The organism is Rufibacter psychrotolerans (genome assembly GCF_016924645.1).
Taxonomy (GTDB): domain Bacteria; phylum Bacteroidota; class Bacteroidia; order Cytophagales; family Hymenobacteraceae; genus Nibribacter; species Nibribacter psychrotolerans.
Genome location: NZ_JAFFJV010000003.1, coordinates 24,879 through 44,398, shown reverse-complemented (window position 1 = coordinate 44,398; position 19,520 = coordinate 24,879). Strand labels below are relative to the sequence as shown.

Genomic DNA, 19,520 nt, shown 5'->3' with positions numbered 1-19,520 from the left:
ACAAAATAGATAACAACATGCAGGAAAAATTAGTAAGGATTGGCGTCTTCTATGACGGTAATTACTTCTTACAGGTCAGCAACTACTACGCCTACGGCCATCAGCGCAAGCGTAGGATCAGCATCTCTGGCCTCCACGAATTTATCCGGGACCAGGTGGCCGAGGAAGAAGGGGTAGATCCGCGCTTTTGCCGGATTGTGGATGCCCATTACTTCCGGGGCCGGCTCAACGCCTACGAGGCCAGCCAACGCGGTGATACCCTCTACTGGGACCGGGTGTTTGACGACATTCTCATGTCTGAGGGCGTGACTACCCACTATCTGCCGGTGCGGACTACACCGGAGGGATACAAGCAGGAACGCGGCATAGACGTGTGGCTGGCGCTGGAGGCCTTTGAGCAGGCATTCTACAAACGCTTTGACGTGTTGGTGCTTATCTCCTCAGACGGCGACTATGTGCCCATGGTACGCAAGGTGAACACCCTGGGTACCCGCATCATGGCGCTCACCTGGGAGTTTGAGTACACCACAGACAACGGACAGCGCATGACCACGCGCCCGTCACAGGATCTGCTGGCCGAAGTAACGTACCCCATGGCCATGCACGGAATCATTGACCAGCGCATTGCCCGCAATGATTCTAAGATCCACCGCCTGTTTGTGCAGCCAGACCAGAAACGGAGCACCGTTGACCGCGACGAGGACCACGACCAGGAAGAAGGATTTGAAAGCCACGGCGAAGGTGAGATCATGAGCCTGAAAAACGGCTACGGTTTTATCAAGTACCCACCCAACAACCTGTTCTTTCACTTTACCAACGTGATTGACACAGACTTTAATGAACTGCACGTAGGAGACCGCGTGGAGTTTGAGATTGAGAAAGACGGCGAAGGCAACGATGTCGCCAAAAGTGTACGGGTACTCTAGCAGCCTGACTAGCTGCCGTAGTACGCCACTCCTGCAGTAGCCTGACTACCTGTTGCAGGAAAGCACCAGATTTTCCGTTGCATTTTTTAGACAACAACAGAGACAAAAGTACCAGGGGGAGCAGCAATGCTCCCCTTTCTTTTTAGCGCCGGTCGTCTTTTCCTCCAGGTGCTTGCCAGATAGAAAGCCCGCTAGAAACTGCCCCCGCCCGGCGGCGACAGGGCCGTTGTCTGGTCAATGAACAGGAAGGCATCATAGCGGCGGGGCAAGACGGTGGGCACGTAATTGCCCGCTTCAGAAGAAGGGTTGTACGTGACCCCAATGGCCCGGTGCCCCCTGGTCTGCATGGCTTCCGGAATGTCCTGTAACTCGCGCATCAGCAGGAGTTTGTCTTCTGGGCTGTAAGCGTGCAGAAGGGCTTCCCAGCTGTTGCCCTGGGCCGGCGGCACCTGCATGACCCGCACGGCGCCTCCCCACTGGTTGGCGGCAATCACCTGCCCCTGGTACGTCCCGAAGCCCACCAGGTACACCCCGGCCTGGGCGTGCTGCTCCCGCAGGAGCTGGCCAATGTTCACCATGCCGGCAGAGGCCATGTCGGTGTAGCGGGCGTCGCCCACGTGCGTGTTGTGGGCCCACACGATTACCTTAGCGCTGTTTCCCCGGTGAGCTACCAGCCGGTTCACGGTTTCCTGCATGTGCCGGTCGCGGAGGTTCCAGGAGCCGGCGCTGCTGCGCACCATCTGCTGGTAGTACCGTTCGGCATTGACGGCTACCAGGGCGTTCTGCTCGGCGTTGAACGCCGCCTCATGGCCCGCGGGCTGCCGGGCCCGGTAAGCGCTCACCGCCTCCAGCAACCGCTCAAGCTGGGTGGCGCAGGAACTTCCCCTAAGGGTGGCCTCGGCGTAGCGCTGCTCGTCCTGGTTGTACGGGGCCAGGCAGGTCTGGGCATTCTGCGCCAGCTGGGCAACGGAAGGGTCTGCCGTGGCAAAATACTGCTCTACCTCCGCCAGTGACTCCCACAGGCTGTACACGTCCATGCCATAGAAGCCCACCTTCTGGCCCTGGGCCTGCGCCTGGTTGTGCTGCCGGAGCCACTCGGCCAGTTGGGCTACTTCCTGGTTGGCCCACATCCAGGTAGGCCATCGCTGAAACGCCTGAACCGCCTGCTGCGCAGTACCGCCCTGCTGCCCCTGGATGTAGTGGTTGAGCGAGTACGCCGCCGGCCAGTCGCCCTCCACCGTGATGATGGTAAAGCCTTTCTCCTGGATGAAGCGCTTGGTCAGTTCGGCGCGCCAGGTGTAGAACTCAGCGGTGCCGTGGCTGGCCTCCCCCAGCAGGACATACCGGCTGTTGCCGATCTCATTGATCAACTTGTCCAGGTCCTGGGCACCCTGCAGCGGGTACACGCCTTTGGTGAGGAAGCCCGTATCGGGCTTGATTGCTTCTAAGGTGTCTTCAGAGGAAGAGCAGGAAAACAGCCATCCGCTGAGTAGTACTATCCAAATCAACCGCAGCTTTGCCATCTCTTTATTGGGTAAGGTTTTGGTTAGGTAAGCAGGGGAATAGTGCTAATGCCTTATTCCTGAAGCTTTCTTAAACGGAGAAGCAAACCCCGGGTAAAGAGAATTTGTACGGCATTTTAGAGCGGGAAATACGAAAATGGGCCCGAAACGGGAAAGGCGCCTGGCTTGATTTGTCCAAGTTCAACAGAGAAACAGCCCAGCGGACTAGGTTTTATCCTTCTGGCGGGAGGCTGGCATTCTGCAGGGGTGCATCTGGGGCGGGAATGACCTCCGCCAGGGGCGGAAGCCAGCGGGGAGCGCCGTACCTGGGGTTCAGGACCAGTTTGTTGCGCAGGTGGTCCAGGGGGCTTTCCTGGTGCAGGCGCTGCAGCAGGTGCCAGGTGGCCGTGGCGTCTGGCAGGGCCCGGTGCCACCGGGTCAGCGGAATGCCGTAGGCTTTGCACATGTCTGGTAAGCTGCGTGGCGAAGGCTGGCGCAACCGGCAAACCGACAAGGTGTCCAGGAAGGGGTGGGCCACTGGTTCCAGTTTCAGGCGGCGGTACGTGCTGTACAGGAAACCTAAATCAAACGGAATGTTATGCGCCACCACGGTGCTGGCACCAATGAACTCCCTCAAAATAGAAAAGGCCGCGCGCTCCTCCATGCCGTGTACCAGGTCCTGGGCCGTAATGCCCGTGATCTCTGTGATCTTGGGCGGGAGCTCGCCTTTCAGTTGTACCAGCGTGTGAAACCGGCCGGTGATCTGGTGGTGAGAACCCTTGAGGGCGGCAATCTCAATGACCCGGCCTTTGCCGCCGCTTACGCCGGTGGTCTCAAAGTCCAGCACGGTGACATGCTCCAGGATGGGGGTAAGGTCCGGAAAAAGCGGGAGGGAAGAAGGGTGCGGCATGGAAAAAATCTGTAGCTTGTAGCCTGTATACGCAAGAACCACCAGCTGTTTTTACGCCCTTTTCTATAAAAGAGCCGTAAAAGGCAGGCCTGCGCCGCAGGAAGAGTACCGGACCATTTAACTTGAGCAAGCGTGAGTACAACGCAATATGACGCTGTGGTGGTGGGCTCTGGGCCCAATGGCCTGGCCGCCGCCATTACCATGCAGCAAGCAGGCCTGAGCGTGCTGCTGCTGGAAGGCAAAGAGCAGCTAGGCGGCGGGCTGCGCTCTCAGGAGTTGACCCTACCCGGCTTTGTCCATGATGTCTGCTCGGCCATCCACCCGTTGGCGGCCGGTTCTCCGTTCTTCAAGACGCTGCCCTTGCAGGAGCACGGGCTCTCGTTCCTGTACCCTGAGGTGGCGGCGGCGCACCCGTTTGACACTGGCACCGCCGCCGCGCTAATTACCTCCCTGCAGGAAACCGCCCAATCCTTAGGGAAAGACCGGCAGTCTTACTTAGACCTGCTGACTCCCTTGGTGGACCGTTGGCCCGCCCTGGCGAAAGATGTGCTGGGTCCCTTGCGCTTCCCCAACCATCCCCTTGACATGGCCGCCTTCGGGCTGAAAGCCCTGACTTCGGCCACGTTCCTGGCCAAACGGTTCCAGACCCAGGAGGCCCGGGGGTTGTGGGCCGGCATGGCGGCGCATTCCATTCAGCCGTTGTCTAACCTTACCACTTCGGCCATTGGGTTGGTGCTCATGGCGGTGGGACATTTGCAGGGCTGGCCCATCCCGAAGGGCGGCTCGCAGCAGATTGCCAATGCCCTGGCGTCCTATTTCAAAAGCATAGGCGGTAAAATAGAGACGGGTGTGTACGTCACCTCGCTGGAGCAGTTGCCTTCGCACAAGGTGGCCTTGCTGGATGTCACGCCCCGGCAGCTGCTGGAGATTGCCGGAGAGAAACTTTCGCCCTTGTACCGCAGGCAGATGCAGAACTACCGCTACGGCATGGGCGTGTTCAAGATTGACTGGGCGCTGGACGGACCCATTCCGTTTACCGCCCCGGAGTGCCGCGGGGCCGGCACCGTGCACCTGGGCAATACCCTGGAAGAGATTGCGGCCTCAGAGGCGGCTTCGGCCAAGGGCCAGCACCCGGAGCGGCCCTTTGTGCTCCTTGCGCAGCAAAGCCTCTTTGACGACACCCGCGCTCCGCAGGGGAAACACACCGCCTGGGCCTACTGCCACGTGCCCAACGGTTCCACCGTAGACATGACCCAGGCCATTGAACGCCAGGTAGAGCGCTTTGCCCCCGGCTTCCGGGACCTGATTCTGGCCAGGCATACGTTCAATACGGTGCAGGTGCAGGCGCACAACCCCAACTACATCGGCGGCGATATCAATGGCGGCATCATTGACCTGCGGCAGCTGTACACCCGGCCGGCGGTGCGCTTGTCGCCCTATCAGACTTCCATGAAAGGCGTGTACCTGTGCTCCTCGTCTACGCCTCCGGGGGGCGGGGTGCACGGCATGTGCGGGTACCACGCGGCCCGGCGCGCCCTGAAAGACGAGTTCGGGCTGAAGGCCCCAAAATTATCGGCGTAAAAAAAGACAAACAGATAGGGGTACCGTTCAATAGAACGGTCTTACTATCTCATGAAGGGGAAAGTCCACCTGAAGCGTTTAGGCGCGGAGGGTGGGCTTTATTCTTTTACGCCCGGGGCGAGGGACAAGTGCGAAGAAGTAAGGCTTACGCGCTGCGTGGAAAAACGGTCCGGCCGTTTTGAGGGCCATTTTTGGAAAAGCCGCCGAAAGGGGGTGCCGCCGATAGGCGGGCGGTGAGCAGGACCCGCCTTTCCTGAAGCGATTTGGTCTGCTTAGTACCGCTCTACCCCTGGCGCCGGCTGCCAGTCAGACTTAGGTTCAAAGTGCTGCCACAAGGTTCTGGACACGGCCCGGATCAGTTCATAGCCGGCGTTGTTATAGCGCCAGCTTTCGTCTTTCTGGTTCTTGGTGATCACGCAGAACACGTAGTCGCCGTGCGGGGCGTTCACCAGCACCACCTCAGAGCGCGACTGGTTGACCGCTCCCTGCTTGGAGGCCGTGTGCACGTAGGGCGGAATCTGGGAGAGGGCGATCTCGTCTACGTAAATGCGGCCCAGGTTGCGGTACATGCGCTCGCTGGCGGCGGGGCTCACCGCCTTGCCTTCCCTGATCATGGTCACCAAGTGGGCCATCTCGCGGGGCGTGGTCTGGCCCCAGCCGTACTTCTGCCAGATGTGGCGGCGGCCCGGCGTGCGGGAGTTCATGCGGGTATGGGCAAAGCCGTTCTTCTCCAGCCAGGCATTGATGGCCAGACCGCCGCCCGCCAGCTGCTGCAGCCACAGACTACCGGTATTGTCTGAGGTGGTGATGCTGAGCATCTGAATCTTGCCCAGAGCCACCGTGGCGCTGTCTTTGAAGTTGCCTACAATGTCTTCGCCGGCGTAGTACAGCGAATCGCGGTAGCGGAGCACGGTCTTGGGGTCTATCTCGCCCCGTTCCATTTTGTCAAACATGCCCACCATGATGGGAATCTTGATCATGCTGGCCGTGGGGAAGAGCGTGTCGGCGTTGAGGGCCACGGTCTTGCCGGTTTTCAGGTGCCTGACGTAAATGCCCACCTCGCCCTGGAAGTCTTTGGTCAGGGCCTGCAGTTTCTGGGTGAGTTTGGCGTCGGTTTTCTCTTTGGGCGCTTTCTGGGCGAAAGACGGGACCGCCCATGAGAGGAGCAGCAGGAGCAGGAGGATGTGGGAGAAGCGCATGTTGGTCGGGTTAAGGCCCAAAAGATACACATTTTCCTATATCTGCCTTGCTTACCGTTGGAGGTGCGTGGTTGTTTTCCAGCTGATTTCGGGAAATTGGCCTGGAAACGCCAAGGCTATTTATTGGAAGCTGAATCAAAGTAATCGGCCTTTGGCTTCCTACTGGCGCGAGACTCCGGTCTCGTGCCAGTAGGATGATACGAACGCTCCGGACTCGCCGTGAGCCATGCCCTGGGACTGCGTGCTGTTCAGCAATGCGTGGGTTCGCTGCGGGGCAGCGAGGGTAGTCTGGAGACTACCCGGCATCTGGAGGCACGAGTTAGAAACTCGCGCCAGATGAAGAAGGGCCAGAGTAGGGCAGATGAGAACTGCTGGTTTGTACCGCTTCTGTTTTGGAGCCGATTTTACAGGAAAAGACCTGAAGTGGAATTGCAAGCTCTACGCGGGCTTTCTGGGCAGAAGGTGGAGCGTTCGCGCCAGCCTTATTTTAGCATGGTGTGGAAAAGTTGAGGAGCAATTAGCAAACAGCGGCCAACAAGCAGCAATCAACCATAAACCATTCATAAACCATTATTAATGAGCAGGCAACAACCAGCCATCAGCAATTAACAATGTGCAACCAGCAATTGCCTAAGCAGCGGCTACTTTCTCCACTACTTTGGGCTCAATGTCAAACAGGAAGTGGTTGAGCTTGGAGCGCAAATCAGCGGCGGAGAGGTTGCGGTACACCTCGCCGTTGCGCACCAGGGCAATCTGGCCGGTTTCTTCAGAAACCACCAACACCACGCTGTCGGTGACTTCGGTGAGGCCGATGGCGGCCCGGTGGCGGAGGCCCATGGAGGCGGGCACGTCGTTGCTTTCGGTTACGGGCAGAATGCAGCGGGCGGCTTTGATGCGGTTGCCCTGGATGATCACGGCCCCATCGTGCAGGGGGCTGTTTTTGTTGAAGATGGAGATGAGCAGGCGCTTGCTCACGATGGCGTCAATGGCGTCGCCCGACTCAGCAAAGTACCGGAGCTCTGAGCTGCGGGCGAACACAATGAGGGCCCCGGTGTTCTTGCCGGCCAGCGACTTGGCAGCCTCAATGAACGGCGTGATGGAAAGTTTGTCGGGGTTCTCGGAGCGGCGCCACGGAAAGCCTTTGAACAGGCGCTCGTTGTTGAGCGAGGTGGTTTTCCCGATCATGAGCAGGAACCGCCTTATTTCGGGCTGAAATACAATAATGGCCGCCAAAACGCCCACGCCCATGAACTGCCCCAGAATGATGGTGAGCAGCTCCATGCCAGCGGCTTTCACCACCAGGTACAGCAGGTAAACAGACAGTAGGCCCAGAAAGATCTTGAGGGCCACGCTTCCCGTCAGGAGCTTGTAGAGCTGGTACAAGAGTACCGTCACCAGCAGCACATCAATAATGTCCAGCCACTCTATCTCTAAAAACCCTATGGAAAACAATGAAATCACGCCGTCAACATCTTTTTAACAATCTTAATAGTATGTACCGCCTCCTTCACGTCATGCACCCGCAGAATGTCTGCCCCGTGCAGTAACGCCAGGGTGTTGGCCACAATTGTGCCCGTGAGCGCCTCCTCCGGACCCACGTGCAGGGTTTTGTAGGTCATGGACTTGCGCGAGAGGCCTATTAGAAGCGGCAGCTCAAGCACTTGCAGCTCCTGCAGGCGGCGCAGCAGATGGAAATTCTGCTCTACATTTTTCGCGAAGCCAAAGCCCGGGTCCAGCAGAATGTCTTTGGCGCCGGCCTCCCGCAGCAGGGCCACCCGCTGGGCGAAGAAAGAAACCAGCTCTTCCAGGAGGCCGTTGGGGTAGTGGTTCTGCCTGGCCATGTCTTGCGGCGTGCCGCGCATGTGCATGAGAATGTAGGGAACCTGCAGTTTCCCCACGGTGGCAAACATAGCCTCGTCTAAGGTGCCGCCGGAGACATCATTGATCAGGTGCGCCCCGCTGTTGATGGCCGCCTCTGCCACCCGGGCCCGGAACGTGTCAATAGACAGCAGGGCCGCCGGGTACGCCTTGGAGAGCGCCTCTATAATGGGTAGTACGCGATTTAGCTCTTCCTGTTCCGTAACCTCGGGGGCGCCGGGGCGCGTAGAATACCCGCCGATGTCTAAAAACGTAGCCCCGTCTTCCAGCATCTTGCCGGCTTTCTCCACGGCCTGGTCCACGTGCTGCAGGCGGCTGTTGGCGTAGAAAGAATCTGGGGTGAAGTTGAGAATGCCCATCACCGTGGGCTGTTGCAGCACCACCAGCCGGCCGCCGCAGTTGAGGGTAGTTTTTTTACAAAAAAGTGTATCTTTCGCGCTCAATTAGCTATATTCTCATTTCTTATAAAAGTAAAACGAAAAACTTGATTCACCAAACTGCCCAGGAATACCACCGCGTAATAGAGGCCTGCAAGCGTCTTTTCTTACAGAAAACCCAAGACTACGGCACCGCCTGGCGAATCTTGCGGCTGCCTTCCATCACAGACCAGATCTTCATCAAAGCCCAGCGCATCAGGTCCATTCAGGAGAAGGGCACCCAGAAGATCCAGGATGACATTGCCTCTGAGTTTGTGGCCATTGTGAACTATTGCGTGATTGCCCTCATGCAGGAGCAGCTTATTGCGCGGGGCGAGACCGAGCAGGCCCTGCCCGTGGAGCAGGTGCGGGAGCTGTACGAAGAGGAGATCAGGAAAACGCACGCGCTGCAGCAGGACAAGAACCACGACTACGGCGAGGCCTGGCGCAGCATGCGGGTAGAGTCTATGACCGACCTGATCCTGATGAAGATTTACCGCACCAAGCAGATTGAGGACAATGCCGGGCAAACCCTGGTGTCTGAAGGCGTGGAAGCCAATTACCGCGACATGCTCAACTACGCGGTGTTTTGTTTGATCAAACTTAATTACCCAGACCATGGTACTCCGTCTGCTTAGCCGTTTTGCCTGGATTGTAGTAGGCGGCTTGTTCATCTTCTCGGGCCTGATCAAGTTGAACGATCCGGTGGGCACCGCCATTAAGCTGGAGGAGTACTTTGAGGTCTTCTCCGCCGATTTCTCGCCGGTGTTCCTGTCCTTCAAGCCGTTTGCGCTGTACCTGTCTATCTTCCTGAGTACCCTGGAAGTGGTGCTGGGCGTGGCCCTGCTGGTGCGCTGGCGCCTGAACACCGTGGTGTGGCTGCTCTTCCTGCTAACGCTGTTCTTTACGTTTCTCACCTTCTACTCGGCGTACTACAACAAGGTCACCGATTGCGGCTGCTTCGGTGACGCTATTAAACTTACCCCGTGGCAGTCCTTCGGCAAAGACGTGGCCCTGCTGGTGCTTATTCTGGTGTTGCTGTTTACCCAGCGGCACATCCTGTCTATCCCGCGCATGAACGCGGGGGTAACCGGGGCGGTGGTGCTGGTGGCCCTGCTGCTGTCGGTGGGCATGGGCGTGTACGCGTACCGGCATGAGCCTTTCCTTGATTTCAGGGCTTACCGGGTGGGGGCCAACATTCCCAAGCTCATGAAGCCCTCGGCACCCATTCGCTACCAGTACATCATGGAGAAAGACGGCCGCGAAGTGACCCTGGAGAACTACCCTACCGACACTACCTACAAGTTCAAAAAGATGGTGCCGCTCAATCCGGAAGACGGCCCCAAAATCACCGACTTCAACGTCTGGAACGACCAGGGCGATTTCACCAAGGAGCTGTTCCTGGGCAACCGCTTGCTGATTTTGGTAAAAGACGTGAAAAAAGCCGATCAGGAGAGTTTCAAGGAGATCAACGCGCTGCTGGCCGGCATAGAGCAAAGCCAGAGCCCCAAGATTGTGCCGGTGGTGATTACCTCCAGCAGCAGCCAAGACTTTGACGTGTTTCGGCACGAGGTGAACCTGGCGGTGCCCTACTTCTTTGCCGACGGGACCGTCCTGAAAACCATGATCAGGGCCAACCCCGGGCTGCTGCTGTTCAAGAACGGCACCGTAGTAGGCAAGTGGCACCACAATGACGTGCCCACGCTCCAAGAGGTGCAACAGCTTTTGTGATTGATGGAATGAGCGAATGAGTGATGGAGTGAAGGAGCGAATGGGTAGGGTGTGTTTTGGGGCTGTTTCTTAAAAATCAGGCTTAAAACACCGTTGCTACTTTACACTAACTTACCAATCAACTCATTCATTCACTCACTCCATCACTCATTCTCTTATTCACTCATTCACGCCATCACTCATTCCAAAAACATGAAGATCTTTCTGGTGGGCATGCCGGGGTGCGGGAAATCAACGGTGGGCAAGGTGCTGGCCGAGCGGTTAGGGTACACTTTCCTGGACCTGGACACCCTTGTGGAGGAGCAGGAGGGCATGACGGTGCCGCAGGTGTTTGAGCAGCAGGGGCAGGACTATTTTCGGGAGGCGGAGGCCCGGGCGCTGCGGGCAGTGGCCTCGCGCCCAGACAGGGTGGTGCTGGCTACCGGCGGCGGGGCGCCCTGCTTCTGCGGGAACATGGCCTTCATGGGGGCGCAGGGCATCACGGTTTACCTCAGGCTTTCTCCCCAGGAACTGGTAGACCGGTTAACGGCTTTAGACCTGCAGGCAAGGCCCCTGCTGCGCGACAAAACCCCTCCTGAGTTGCTCCGGTACTTAGCCGAAACCCTGCAGCAGCGGGAGCAGTTCTATAGGCAGTCCGTGTGCACCGTAGCAGCAGGCGCTGCTCCGGCAACGGCCGTGGCGCAGCAGATTGAACAGTGCCTGGCAGGTTTGCCGCAGGAGGGAAATGGCAGTATCTAGATAATTTTAGTTATTTTTGCGCGTTTCTCGGCAAGAGAGACATGTCACTTAAATTTCGTTTACCATGAAACCGAATCACAAAGGATCTGCAACGATTTTCAAGAATCCAGTGTTGGAGCGCCTTACCCATACCCACATTGCGCTTCCTATTTCCATCTTTCTGGTAATTGCCACCGGCTTGCTGATGTATGGTTTTATGTATGGTTTCCTGGATGTGCTATCGGCGGTAGGGCTGTTTCTGGCGGGTTGGCTCATGTTCTCTTTGGTAGAGTACATGGCGCACCGCTACATCTTTCACATGGCGCCTACCAATGAGTTTAAGAAGAACATCCAGTACACGTTTCACGGCAACCACCATGATTACCCTAAAGACAAGACGCGCCTGGCCATGCCGCCCATTGTGAGCCTGTTTCTGGCGTCTTTTTTCTTCTTTGTGTTCAAACTGGTCTTCGGCACCCTGGTGTTTGGGATTGTGGCCGGCTTCCTGTTCGGGTATGCCCTGTACCTGTTTGTGCACTATGCCGTGCATGCCTACGCCCCGCCAAAGAACTTCCTGAAGCAGCTCTGGATTCACCACGCCATTCACCACTACAAAGACCCGGAGGTGGCCTACGGAGTTTCTTCCCCGCTATGGGACTGGGTCCTGGGCACCATGCCAGAGCGTAAGAAATAATCCTACTCTTGTAAAACAAAAACAGCGAAGGCCACCTGTGCAGGTGGCCTTCGCTGTTTTTAGCCTGTTTTTCCGGAAATAGGTCTGAATCGTTTATCTGCGGATTCTTCGCAGCAGCCACAGAATCAGCAGCACCACAATCACAATAATGATCACGGCGGTCCACATGCCGGCTTTGAAGATTCCCCCAATCACGTCACAGCTAGACAAGGAGAGGGTGAGCACCAGCATCAGGGAGAAAAAGTATGCCTGTAAGTTTTTCATAGTAGTAGGTTTATATCAAAGGAATAGGCCTCTTTCAAAGGCAGTATATATTTTGAGTACTATGTTTACGGGCAAAAGGTTGATGGCAAAGCGGGGAAGTAGCAATTATTAAGCAGTGATATTCCCTGAAGGGGAAGGTTTGGGTGCCGCTGCCTGCTTGGTGGAATGGGGAGAATGGCGCCGGAAAAATGCAAAGCCCATCAACAAGAAAGGCCCGTTGTACAACGGGCCTTTCTTGTTGATGGGCTTATTGAATAAGCTATTGTGAGATTATTTCAAGGCGATGGGGTCTGGCTTGCCGTCTGGGTCGCCCACTACGGTACCCTGGGTGTTCACCTTGCCGCCGGTCAGGGCCACGATACCGGCCACGTGCGGAGCGGCGTAAGAGGTACCGGTGCCGGTGGCGTAGCCGCCGCCTTTCCAGGTAGTGTGGATGGCCGTGCCGGGGGCAGAGAACTTCACCGAAGCGCCATAGTTGGAGCTCCTGTTGAAGTTGCCGTACGAGTCCATGTTAGACACCACAAACACGTTGGGGGCCACCACGCGGGCGGGCGAGTCGTTCTTGCAGTCAATGTAGCTGTTGCCAGCGGCCACTACCACAAACATTCCTTTCGCGGCGGTCTTCTTCACCAGGTCGTCCAGCATGGTGGAGGCGTTCACGCGCAGGCTCATGTTCACCACGTCGCCGGGCTTGCCGTTCTGGTAGGCGTAGTTCAGGGCCGAGTAGATGCGGGTGAGGGTGCCGTAGCCGGTGTTGTCAAACACGCGCAGGGCCACAATGGTGGCGTTGGCCGCCACGCCCACCACGCCGATGCCGTTGTTCTTGGCCCCGATGATGCCGGCCACCCCGGTGCCGTGGCCGTAGCCGTCCTCCCAGGAGGTCACGCCCGAGATGAAGGACTTGCTGCGCACCTTGTCCACGTTCAGGTCTGGGTGGCTGGACTGCACGCCCGAGTCGATCACCCACACGGTCTTGCCCGTGCCGTCGCCGTAGCCCACGCGCGCCACGCCCCAGGGCATAGTCTGCGTGCTGGCCGTGGTGGAAGTGCTGGTGGTAGAGGAAAGGCTTGCCTTGCCCAGCATGACCGCCTGCTCAGGCTCAACGTACGCTACGTTTTCATCTTGCTTTAACTGCTGCAGTTCCTCTTTGGTGAGGTTGCCGGTAAAGCCCTCAGCGGTACCCGTGAATAGCTCGCTGACGCGCTCGCGGTTAATGCCTAATTTCTGGAACAGGCGGTTTCTTTGCTCTTCCTTTGATACAGCGCTGCCGTTCTTCATGACCACAATGTACTTACCTTCTACGGTCTTTGAAGAGGTGGTTGGAGCTGCCGGGGCAGTAGCTGTTTCTTCCAGGATCTCGTCTTTCTGGCAACCTGCCATAGAGAATACAGAAGCAAGGGCGAAGAAAGAAACTGCTTTCTTGAAATTAGTTGATTTCATGTTTTAATCCTTTGGTTGAGTTAAAGACAACTGAAAACGCAACCCTGCGTTGCGCTTCTCCGTAACCGCCGGTTTTTCATTATGGTTCAATAGTAGGTACTAAAAGTAAGGGGCAGATGGGCTGAACGCAGTAAGTTGTTGAGTATTATTTATGAACGGTCTGGCAATTTTATAAATAAGTTGCTTTGTGGCATGCTCATTTAAGTAATTATTACTATTTGTAGTAGGTTCTGCCAAGTCACAGGCGCATTCCTAAATTCTTTATTTTGCTTGCTTTTACATTCTAGACAACCGGCCCTGTAACTCAATGTGTTCTCTCCTTTACCGAAGTGTAGCGTGGTGCTTTTTTAAAACAAGCAAAGTAAGGTTGATCAACAGGGTGGTATCGCTAGGAGTGTATCAGCACTTTGCCTATTCTCTTCAAGAAGAAACTGCCGCCACTTAGGCTAGGGTTAGAATGGTGGAACAAAGCATCTGTGAATTTTGAAATTCTACGTAGTCTCTGTGAGCCATTATGGTAGACCAAGGTTTTAAGCTCCATCTAACAGGTAAATGGTAGCACTCCTAATTAGAAAAGTCTTCACCTGGTGCGAATTTGCTAGTTGCTTTTAGGCGTAGAAGGTAGATTTTTCATTTAGTAAAATGGTATGACTTCTACGCCTTGAAATAGAAGCTTTCTAGGTGCAAGTTTCTGCCTCAGAAAGGATGTGTACTCTTGATTACTGCGTATTATGTAAATAGCTATTAAAATACTCATATTCATGGGTTAAGTCTTTAATAGTGAGCTGTGAATAGAAGAAGAGTAATTTTTTTTCATGCTCTTATTATTAGGGGATGACGGATGTAGCCATATAAAAAAGCCTTAGCTAGCTTATAAATAGGAGTGGTACTGAAAATTGAGATCTATTTTAGGGTGACTAGCTGTAAAATTGAGTGTTTGGGCCTTAGAAGTTGTTTTTTCGCCTGTTTTTATAAAATTGCACATAAACAATGAATTAAGCTGCTGTTATTGAGCTGTTTAGATCTTGCATCTACCTTTGCGGCTAAATAAGTCCAAAATGTAAACGGGCTTAGGCGGTATACACCAAGACAATTGGGAGGTGTGTAGGGATAGAAGAGTTCAATTTTTAGTAGTTTTATGAAGTACCTTTACTATTGCAGAGTCTTGATTCTGTTCTTGCTGGTGGTAAACTTACCCGGGCAAGCGTTCGCAAATGGAAGAAATGCCCTCCTTCCTGCCAGAAATAAAAAAGTAGCAGATCAATCCTTCTTTGAAGCTCAAAAATGGAGTGCACAAGCGTTTCTGAGGCAAACCACCAGTAGTGTTCCAGACAAAGTGGTGATTGAGGTAACCCTCAGCAATGTTACCACTACTCCAGCCGTAGAGTACGCCAACCTCAAGTTCAACAAAGCCGGGGTGTTTACCTTTGAGTTAGACGACAACAGCGGCAAGGCGGTGGATGTGCTTAAAGTGTTAAGCGGGGGAAAGGCCTCTAACGGGGTCACCTACCCTGGCAAATACTTCACCGATGGCTGCGGCAACAAAATTTACTACCGTGGAGCCATCGCGCTGAACCTCCTGAACAACTACAACCAGGACCAGATCGTGTACACTTCTTCCGGAAAGAAAATAAATCAGGAAGGACTGAATGCCCTGGTCAGAAATAAATGGACCCTGGAAAACCATGGGTATGCCCATAGCGCCAGCAATACCCTGATTGATGGCGATATTGCCAAAAACATCCACGAAAACACCAAGGTATTCTATACCAAGATGGCGGCGGCCGGCTTGCCGGTTAGAATGCGGGTGGCCGTGACGCCCACCAACGACGAAGGCTACCATCCCACCAGCAAGCAGTTGGGCTACATTGGGCTAACCACCCAGACCAAGCGCGATGAGGGCCCTATGTTCTTTGGCTACGCCGTTCTGTCGGCCGACTGGAGCCAGATGCTGTACACCCACCGCTCGTTCAACGACAAATGGGACCAAGCCACCACCGACTCTTTCAAGGAGAAAATTGACCGGCTGCTGCTGCTGAAGGCCACGCCCGCTACGCCCCAGATGTTCCGGTTGGGTTCGCACGGGCCTGATGTGCCTAAGTTCGCGGAGTTGATGAACCATCTGCAGACGGCCTCCAGAGACCGGGTGTGGGTGCCGTCATTGCAGGAGCTGATTGAGTACTTTGAGGTAAAGCGCCTGCTGGTGAGAACCACTACTTATGACGCGGCTACCAAAAAACTGGTGATCACGTTAGATTACTCCAAGATACCCGAGCATAACCGCTTCAGAGATGTGTCTCTCTTGCTCAAAGGGGGCAACATTGCTGCCGTCACGGTGAAAAGCGGAACCGTGGATAAGCTTTCGTTCAACGCCTCTACCGGGCTGATCAACCTCTTCAAAGAGAAAACCACCTTTGCAAATCCGGCCCTGGATGTGTTGCCTCCTAAAATCACCAATGCCAAACTTATTGAAGCCAGCAAAGTAAGGCTGGTGTTTGACCGGGCCGTGGTGCTTACCAAAGAAGGGTTCACCGTCAAGTCGGCCGGCGTAGAGAGCCCGGTGGTGGGAGTTGCCGGTAGCGGCACCGTGTGGGACCTGAAACTGCAGAATGCCTTCACTTCTTCCAGCGTTTTAACTCTTTACTACCGCATGCAGCGGGGAGCCTCGGCCGAGTCTGGCAAGCCGAGCATGAAAGTGGGGAGTTACATTGGCAAGAAGGTAGTAAATGCCCTGGGAACAAGCGGTTCCAGCACCGGCACCCTGACGGCATTAAACGACGCCCCGGATGAAGCGGAGAGTGCAACGCCCGCTTTGGTAGTGCATCCTAATCCGGTAGAAAGTGTGGCGTATGTCTCCTCCCAAGGCATGGCAGGCCCAGCCACCGTTACGGTGTACAACAGCATTGGCGCGGTGGTACTCACCAAGAAAGAACAGTTAGAAACCGGCCGACCTTGGGCCATTGACTTCAGTGGGTTGCCTGCAGGCACCTACCTGGTGCAGGTGGCCACGGCTGAGGGGGTAGTTACCTCCAAAGTGATCAAGAAATAGAGTTACTTCTACCCCTCATGAAAAAAAGGCTGCCATTTACGGCAGCCTTTTTTTATTAGTATACTTATGATAGAGGCTTAACGCTGACTTATACTCAGTTTCCAACTGTCGGCTGAAAGTAGGGGTTTGTTTAATCTTTTGCACTCTAGCTACCCATTGAATAGATTTTATAAAATTATGGACTTCGATGGTAGTCAGCTTTATGGTTTTAAGGTGAGGCGTGGGTTATTTATAACTGCTTTAAATTGAAAGAACTACAGCTTTAAGGATCTATTGATTCATTTGTATAATAATAAGATATTTTATGATATTATAAAGATTTTTTAAGATGTATGATCTAGCTTTTTTTGTTTTTCTATAATATTATGTACTAAATGGTATTTAAATATTTTTGTATCGTCTTGTTGATTTTATCTGTATACTTAAACAATTCCCCTTGTACATTATAATTTATTGTATATTATTTGATAAGTTATATTTACAGTTAAAATAATCCTAATATGTATTAGGGCTTTTTAAACCCATTTCCAATTTGAATCATTCTTCCCTTATTTGTGTAATAATTCAAATAATTATTAATAAAGTTTAAATAATGTTGCACTGTAAGGTATTGTCTATGGAAAATCGGTACACTATCAATGATGTTGGGCTTTGTAAAGTAGATGCGTGTGGCCAGCGCAAAACTCTGAATCCTAATGAAAGAAACAATAATAAGAGATTTGGGTTCTTTATATTAGTGCCTATACATTTTCTAAGCGTAAAAGGTCTTCTTGTATTCCTTGTTACAATGCTCACAATGACCTTTTATGCTACGGCCCAAGTGAGTGTTACTGCGCCGGTATTAAGCGTTTCTGCTGATAGGGCCTTCAATGCTACGTCTGGAGGATATACCTCTTTAGGTAATATAACCATCATAGAACTAAATACAACAGCAGGGCGGGCAACTTTTACAGCTCCTGATAACAGAACAACAATTACTTTAGTTTTAACTGCGCCATTTGGGTGGAGATTCTTAGAGGGGGCGGGTGTTGGTGACTTCCAAAACGGAAGGGATGTTGTTAATAATTCAGAAACTACAGTTGTGACATCTACTTCCATAGAGATACGTTTTCGTGTCGGGGGAAGTTCGAGTCGTGATGAGTTAACAATATCTGGGGTGCAAGTTCAAGCTTTGGATGGTGCGGTGCTTCCTTCTGCTGGGATTATCTATCGATCAGCAAGCAATCCTGGAACAGCAGTAATTACAGGGATTACACCAACAGCAAACACAAATGGTAGTGGGGGTACTAGTTTTGCCTCTCTTTCCCAGGTGGCAGGTAGCGCTTCAAAATTAGTTTTCAGTCAGCAACCTATATCAACAACCTACGGTACTGCTATTGGTGCAGGAGCAAACCCTGCAACTCCGCCGGCTGTTCGAACGCAGGATCAATTTGGAAATTTTACTTCTATGGTTCCTTCTTCTTTGATTGTTACTGCAACTATTCCAGGAGGGCAGGAAAGTAACACGCAGAATATTGGTTCAACTGGGGGGAATGGAACGGCAATATTTACAGGGCTTAAAGCTAGCACCGTTGGTACAAAGACTATTACTGTCAGTGCGCCTGGGCTTGTCTCCGCCACAAGTTCATCGTTTGAGGTTTTGAAAAAGCCCCTGAATCCAGATATAACAGGAGTGGATAAGGTATACGATGGAAATGCTAATGCTGAAGTTGTGCTGGGTGGGATTGTAGGTTCCGATGAAGTAAAACTTAGCGGAACAATTCAATTTTCTGATAAAAATGTAGGTTCAGGAAAAGAAATTACCGCTACAAATTTGACTCTTACTGGAGGCGCGTCAGGCAATTACACCTTAACATCAACAACTGCATCTACTACAGCCACTATCACGCCTAAGCCATTAAGGGTAGTAGGGCTTGTGTCAAATCCAAAGACTTATGATGGAAACACCACTGTTCTCGGATTTGCAACTACTGCAGATATTGAGGATGAGGTTCCTAATGATCTGGTTTCTTTGATTGGTTCTCCTACAGGGGTGTATGATAATAAGAATGTAGGAGCTAATAAAGAAATAACCGTATCAGGTTTAGCTCTAGATGGAACCGATAAGGATAACTATTCCCTTCCGGCTCAAATTAAATTTTATGATGGAGTTATTGATGAGCTTCAAATATATGGTGTTTTTGATGTGCAAGACAGACCATATATTGAAGGTAATACTACTGCTGAGATCATATTTAGAGGGCTAAGGCCAGCAGATCCGGGAGATGAAATAACCCAAGCGCTTATAGATAATGATGATGTCGCTCTTGAAGGGGGTACAGCAGAGTTTGAAGAACCATTTGTTAGTGAGAATGAAGAGGGCTCGCGTGTGATATTCAATATGGAAGGCGCTTCTTTAGTAGGTGTTGATGCTCCAAATTATATACTGGTATCGGTTGATGATGCTTATGGAATAATACAGAAGCCACTACCAGTTACCTTGATATCCTTTGAAGGCAAGCAGCGCAGCGGCTCATCCGTGGGCCTGACCTGGAGAACAGCCACGGAGAAAGACAACGACTACTTCCAGGTGGAGCGCAGCCAGGACGGCAGAGCCTTCGCCGCCATCGGACAGGTGAAGGGGAACGGTACCACCAACGTGGTGCAGGCCTACAGCTACACAGACGGCACCGCCCTGGCCGGCACCGTGTACTACCGCCTCAAGCAGGTGGACTATGACGGCAAGTTTGAGTATTCTAAAGTAATTGCGGTAAAGGCAAGTGGTGCCGCAAGTCTGCATACTAGCATAGTGGCTAAACCTAACCCAACCTCTGGCAAGCTGGTTCTAATTGCCTCCCACCATAAAGGTGCGGGCAATGTTGCCCTGTTGCATAGCAGCGGTAAGGTGATGCTCGCGAAGGAGGTGCAAATTGAGCCGGGGCAACCAATTGAAATTGACTTAAGCGGTTGGTCTCCCGGTGTGTATTATCTGCAGCTTAAAACGGCTACGGGCATGGCAGTAACCAAGATAGTAAAGCAATAATCACGTTATGCAACAAAAAAGGAGGGCGGACCTGCAAAGGCCGCCCTCCTTTTTTGTTGGCCCGCCTGGGCTTGGTGTAAGCCTTTGCTTTACTTAACTCTTCAAATAGAAAGTAAGATCTAAGTTATAGGGCGCTTAAACAGGGGCCCGCTCTTGTTGCTACTTGCCTTGTTCAAGTATAAAGTGATAGT

At 53.3% G+C, this 19,520-nt stretch carries 15 protein-coding genes; 8 read left to right on the top strand and 7 right to left on the bottom strand.

Annotated features, from left to right (window positions below):
• Positions 1-17 precede the first annotated feature (17 nt).
• Entirely contained in the window at positions 18-926 is a 909-nt protein-coding gene (locus JT718_RS03045; RefSeq protein WP_205500264.1) for an NYN domain-containing protein, read from the top strand.
• 191 nt (positions 927-1,117) lie between these two features.
• Here JT718_RS03045 and JT718_RS03040 read toward each other — a convergent pair whose 3' ends face one another.
• A complete protein-coding gene (locus JT718_RS03040) occupies positions 1,118-2,449 on the bottom strand; it encodes an erythromycin esterase family protein (protein ID WP_205500261.1) in 1,332 nt (443 codons plus the stop codon).
• 211 nt (positions 2,450-2,660) lie between these two features.
• The gene (locus JT718_RS03035; protein WP_205500259.1) at positions 2,661-3,338 is read right to left on the bottom strand and encodes a 3'-5' exonuclease; all 678 of its coding nucleotides are present in this window, start codon (positions 3,336-3,338) and stop codon (positions 2,661-2,663) included.
• 132 nt (positions 3,339-3,470) lie between these two features.
• On the opposite strand from JT718_RS03035, the gene JT718_RS03030 reads away from it, so the two are divergent.
• Positions 3,471-4,919, top strand: a complete 1,449-nt coding sequence (locus tag JT718_RS03030; RefSeq protein ID WP_205500257.1) for a phytoene desaturase family protein — start codon at positions 3,471-3,473, stop codon at positions 4,917-4,919.
• A gap of 272 nt (positions 4,920-5,191) precedes the next feature.
• Here the strand turns inward: JT718_RS03030 and JT718_RS03025 are convergent, their stop codons facing one another.
• The 3 genes from JT718_RS03025 to folP all read right to left on the bottom strand — a co-directional run bounded on the left by JT718_RS03025 (position 5,192) and on the right by folP (position 8,439).
• Positions 5,192-6,118, bottom strand: coding sequence for a serine hydrolase (locus JT718_RS03025; RefSeq protein WP_205500255.1), 927 nt, complete (start codon positions 6,116-6,118; stop codon positions 5,192-5,194).
• A 630-nt stretch (positions 6,119-6,748) separates the two neighbouring features.
• A complete protein-coding gene (cdaA, locus tag JT718_RS03020) occupies positions 6,749-7,579 on the bottom strand; it encodes a diadenylate cyclase CdaA (protein ID WP_205500253.1) in 831 nt (276 codons plus the stop codon).
• Positions 7,576-8,439 carry a dihydropteroate synthase gene (folP, locus tag JT718_RS03015; protein WP_240336892.1) on the bottom strand — a complete coding sequence of 288 codons (864 nt, stop codon included), beginning with the start codon at positions 8,437-8,439 and terminating at the stop codon, positions 7,576-7,578. The genes cdaA and folP overlap by 4 nt, the downstream gene beginning before the upstream one ends.
• A 41-nt stretch (positions 8,440-8,480) precedes the next feature.
• Here folP and JT718_RS03010 point away from each other — a divergent pair, with 41 nt between their 5' ends.
• The 4 genes from JT718_RS03010 (at position 8,481) to JT718_RS02995 (ending at position 11,554) form a co-directional block, all read left to right on the top strand.
• On the top strand, positions 8,481-9,050 hold the full coding sequence (locus JT718_RS03010; RefSeq protein WP_205500251.1) for a DUF1599 domain-containing protein: 570 nt from the start codon (positions 8,481-8,483) through the stop codon (positions 9,048-9,050).
• A complete protein-coding gene (locus JT718_RS03005; RefSeq protein ID WP_205500249.1) occupies positions 9,031-10,143 on the top strand; it encodes a BT_3928 family protein in 1,113 nt (370 codons plus the stop codon). Before JT718_RS03010 ends, JT718_RS03005 begins: the two co-directional genes overlap by 20 nt.
• A gap of 192 nt (positions 10,144-10,335) precedes the next feature.
• Positions 10,336-10,881, top strand: a complete 546-nt coding sequence (locus JT718_RS03000; protein WP_205500247.1) for a shikimate kinase — start codon at positions 10,336-10,338, stop codon at positions 10,879-10,881.
• A gap of 64 nt (positions 10,882-10,945) precedes the next feature.
• On the top strand, positions 10,946-11,554 hold the full coding sequence (locus JT718_RS02995) for a sterol desaturase family protein (RefSeq protein WP_205500245.1): 609 nt from the start codon (positions 10,946-10,948) through the stop codon (positions 11,552-11,554).
• Positions 11,555-11,647: 93 nt separating this feature from the next.
• On the opposite strand, the gene JT718_RS02990 is transcribed toward JT718_RS02995, so the two are convergent.
• Both JT718_RS02990 and JT718_RS02985 read right to left on the bottom strand, forming a co-directional pair.
• Positions 11,648-11,818: a hypothetical protein gene (locus JT718_RS02990; protein WP_205500243.1), complete on the bottom strand. Its 171-nt coding sequence runs from the start codon at positions 11,816-11,818 to the stop codon at positions 11,648-11,650.
• A gap of 270 nt (positions 11,819-12,088) precedes the next feature.
• Complete coding sequence (locus tag JT718_RS02985) at positions 12,089-13,258, bottom strand: S8 family serine peptidase (RefSeq protein WP_205500241.1); 1,170 nt, start codon at positions 13,256-13,258, stop codon at positions 12,089-12,091.
• Positions 13,259-14,597: 1,339 nt separating this feature from the next.
• Between JT718_RS02985 and JT718_RS20695 the strand changes: the two genes are divergently transcribed.
• Positions 14,598-16,307 (top strand): T9SS type A sorting domain-containing protein, encoded by a 1,710-nt coding sequence (locus tag JT718_RS20695; protein WP_205500240.1) that lies wholly within the window; start codon positions 14,598-14,600, stop codon positions 16,305-16,307.
• A gap of 616 nt (positions 16,308-16,923) precedes the next feature.
• Positions 16,924-19,329, top strand: a complete 2,406-nt coding sequence (locus tag JT718_RS02975) for a YDG domain-containing protein (protein WP_205500237.1) — start codon at positions 16,924-16,926, stop codon at positions 19,327-19,329.
• The last annotated feature ends 191 nt before the right edge of the window (positions 19,330-19,520 follow it).

Excerpts from the sequence above, each read along its gene's own strand:
- JT718_RS03045 (WP_205500264.1), top strand. The coding sequence starts at position 18 with ATGCAGGAAAAATTAGTAAGGATTGGCGTCTTCTATGACGGTAATTAC.
- JT718_RS03040 (WP_205500261.1), bottom strand. The coding sequence starts at position 2,449 with ATGGCAAAGCTGCGGTTGATTTGGATAGTACTACTCAGCGGATGGCTG.
- JT718_RS03035 (WP_205500259.1), bottom strand. The coding sequence starts at position 3,338 with ATGCCGCACCCTTCTTCCCTCCCGCTTTTTCCGGACCTTACCCCCATC.
- JT718_RS03025 (WP_205500255.1), bottom strand. The coding sequence starts at position 6,118 with ATGCGCTTCTCCCACATCCTCCTGCTCCTGCTGCTCCTCTCATGGGCG.
- JT718_RS03005 (WP_205500249.1), top strand. The coding sequence starts at position 9,031 with ATGGTACTCCGTCTGCTTAGCCGTTTTGCCTGGATTGTAGTAGGCGGC.
- JT718_RS03000 (WP_205500247.1), top strand. The coding sequence starts at position 10,336 with ATGAAGATCTTTCTGGTGGGCATGCCGGGGTGCGGGAAATCAACGGTG.
- JT718_RS02995 (WP_205500245.1), top strand. The coding sequence starts at position 10,946 with ATGAAACCGAATCACAAAGGATCTGCAACGATTTTCAAGAATCCAGTG.
- JT718_RS02990 (WP_205500243.1), bottom strand. The coding sequence starts at position 11,818 with ATGAAAAACTTACAGGCATACTTTTTCTCCCTGATGCTGGTGCTCACC.
- JT718_RS02985 (WP_205500241.1), bottom strand. The coding sequence starts at position 13,258 with ATGAAATCAACTAATTTCAAGAAAGCAGTTTCTTTCTTCGCCCTTGCT.
- JT718_RS02975 (WP_205500237.1), top strand. The coding sequence starts at position 16,924 with ATGGAAAATCGGTACACTATCAATGATGTTGGGCTTTGTAAAGTAGAT.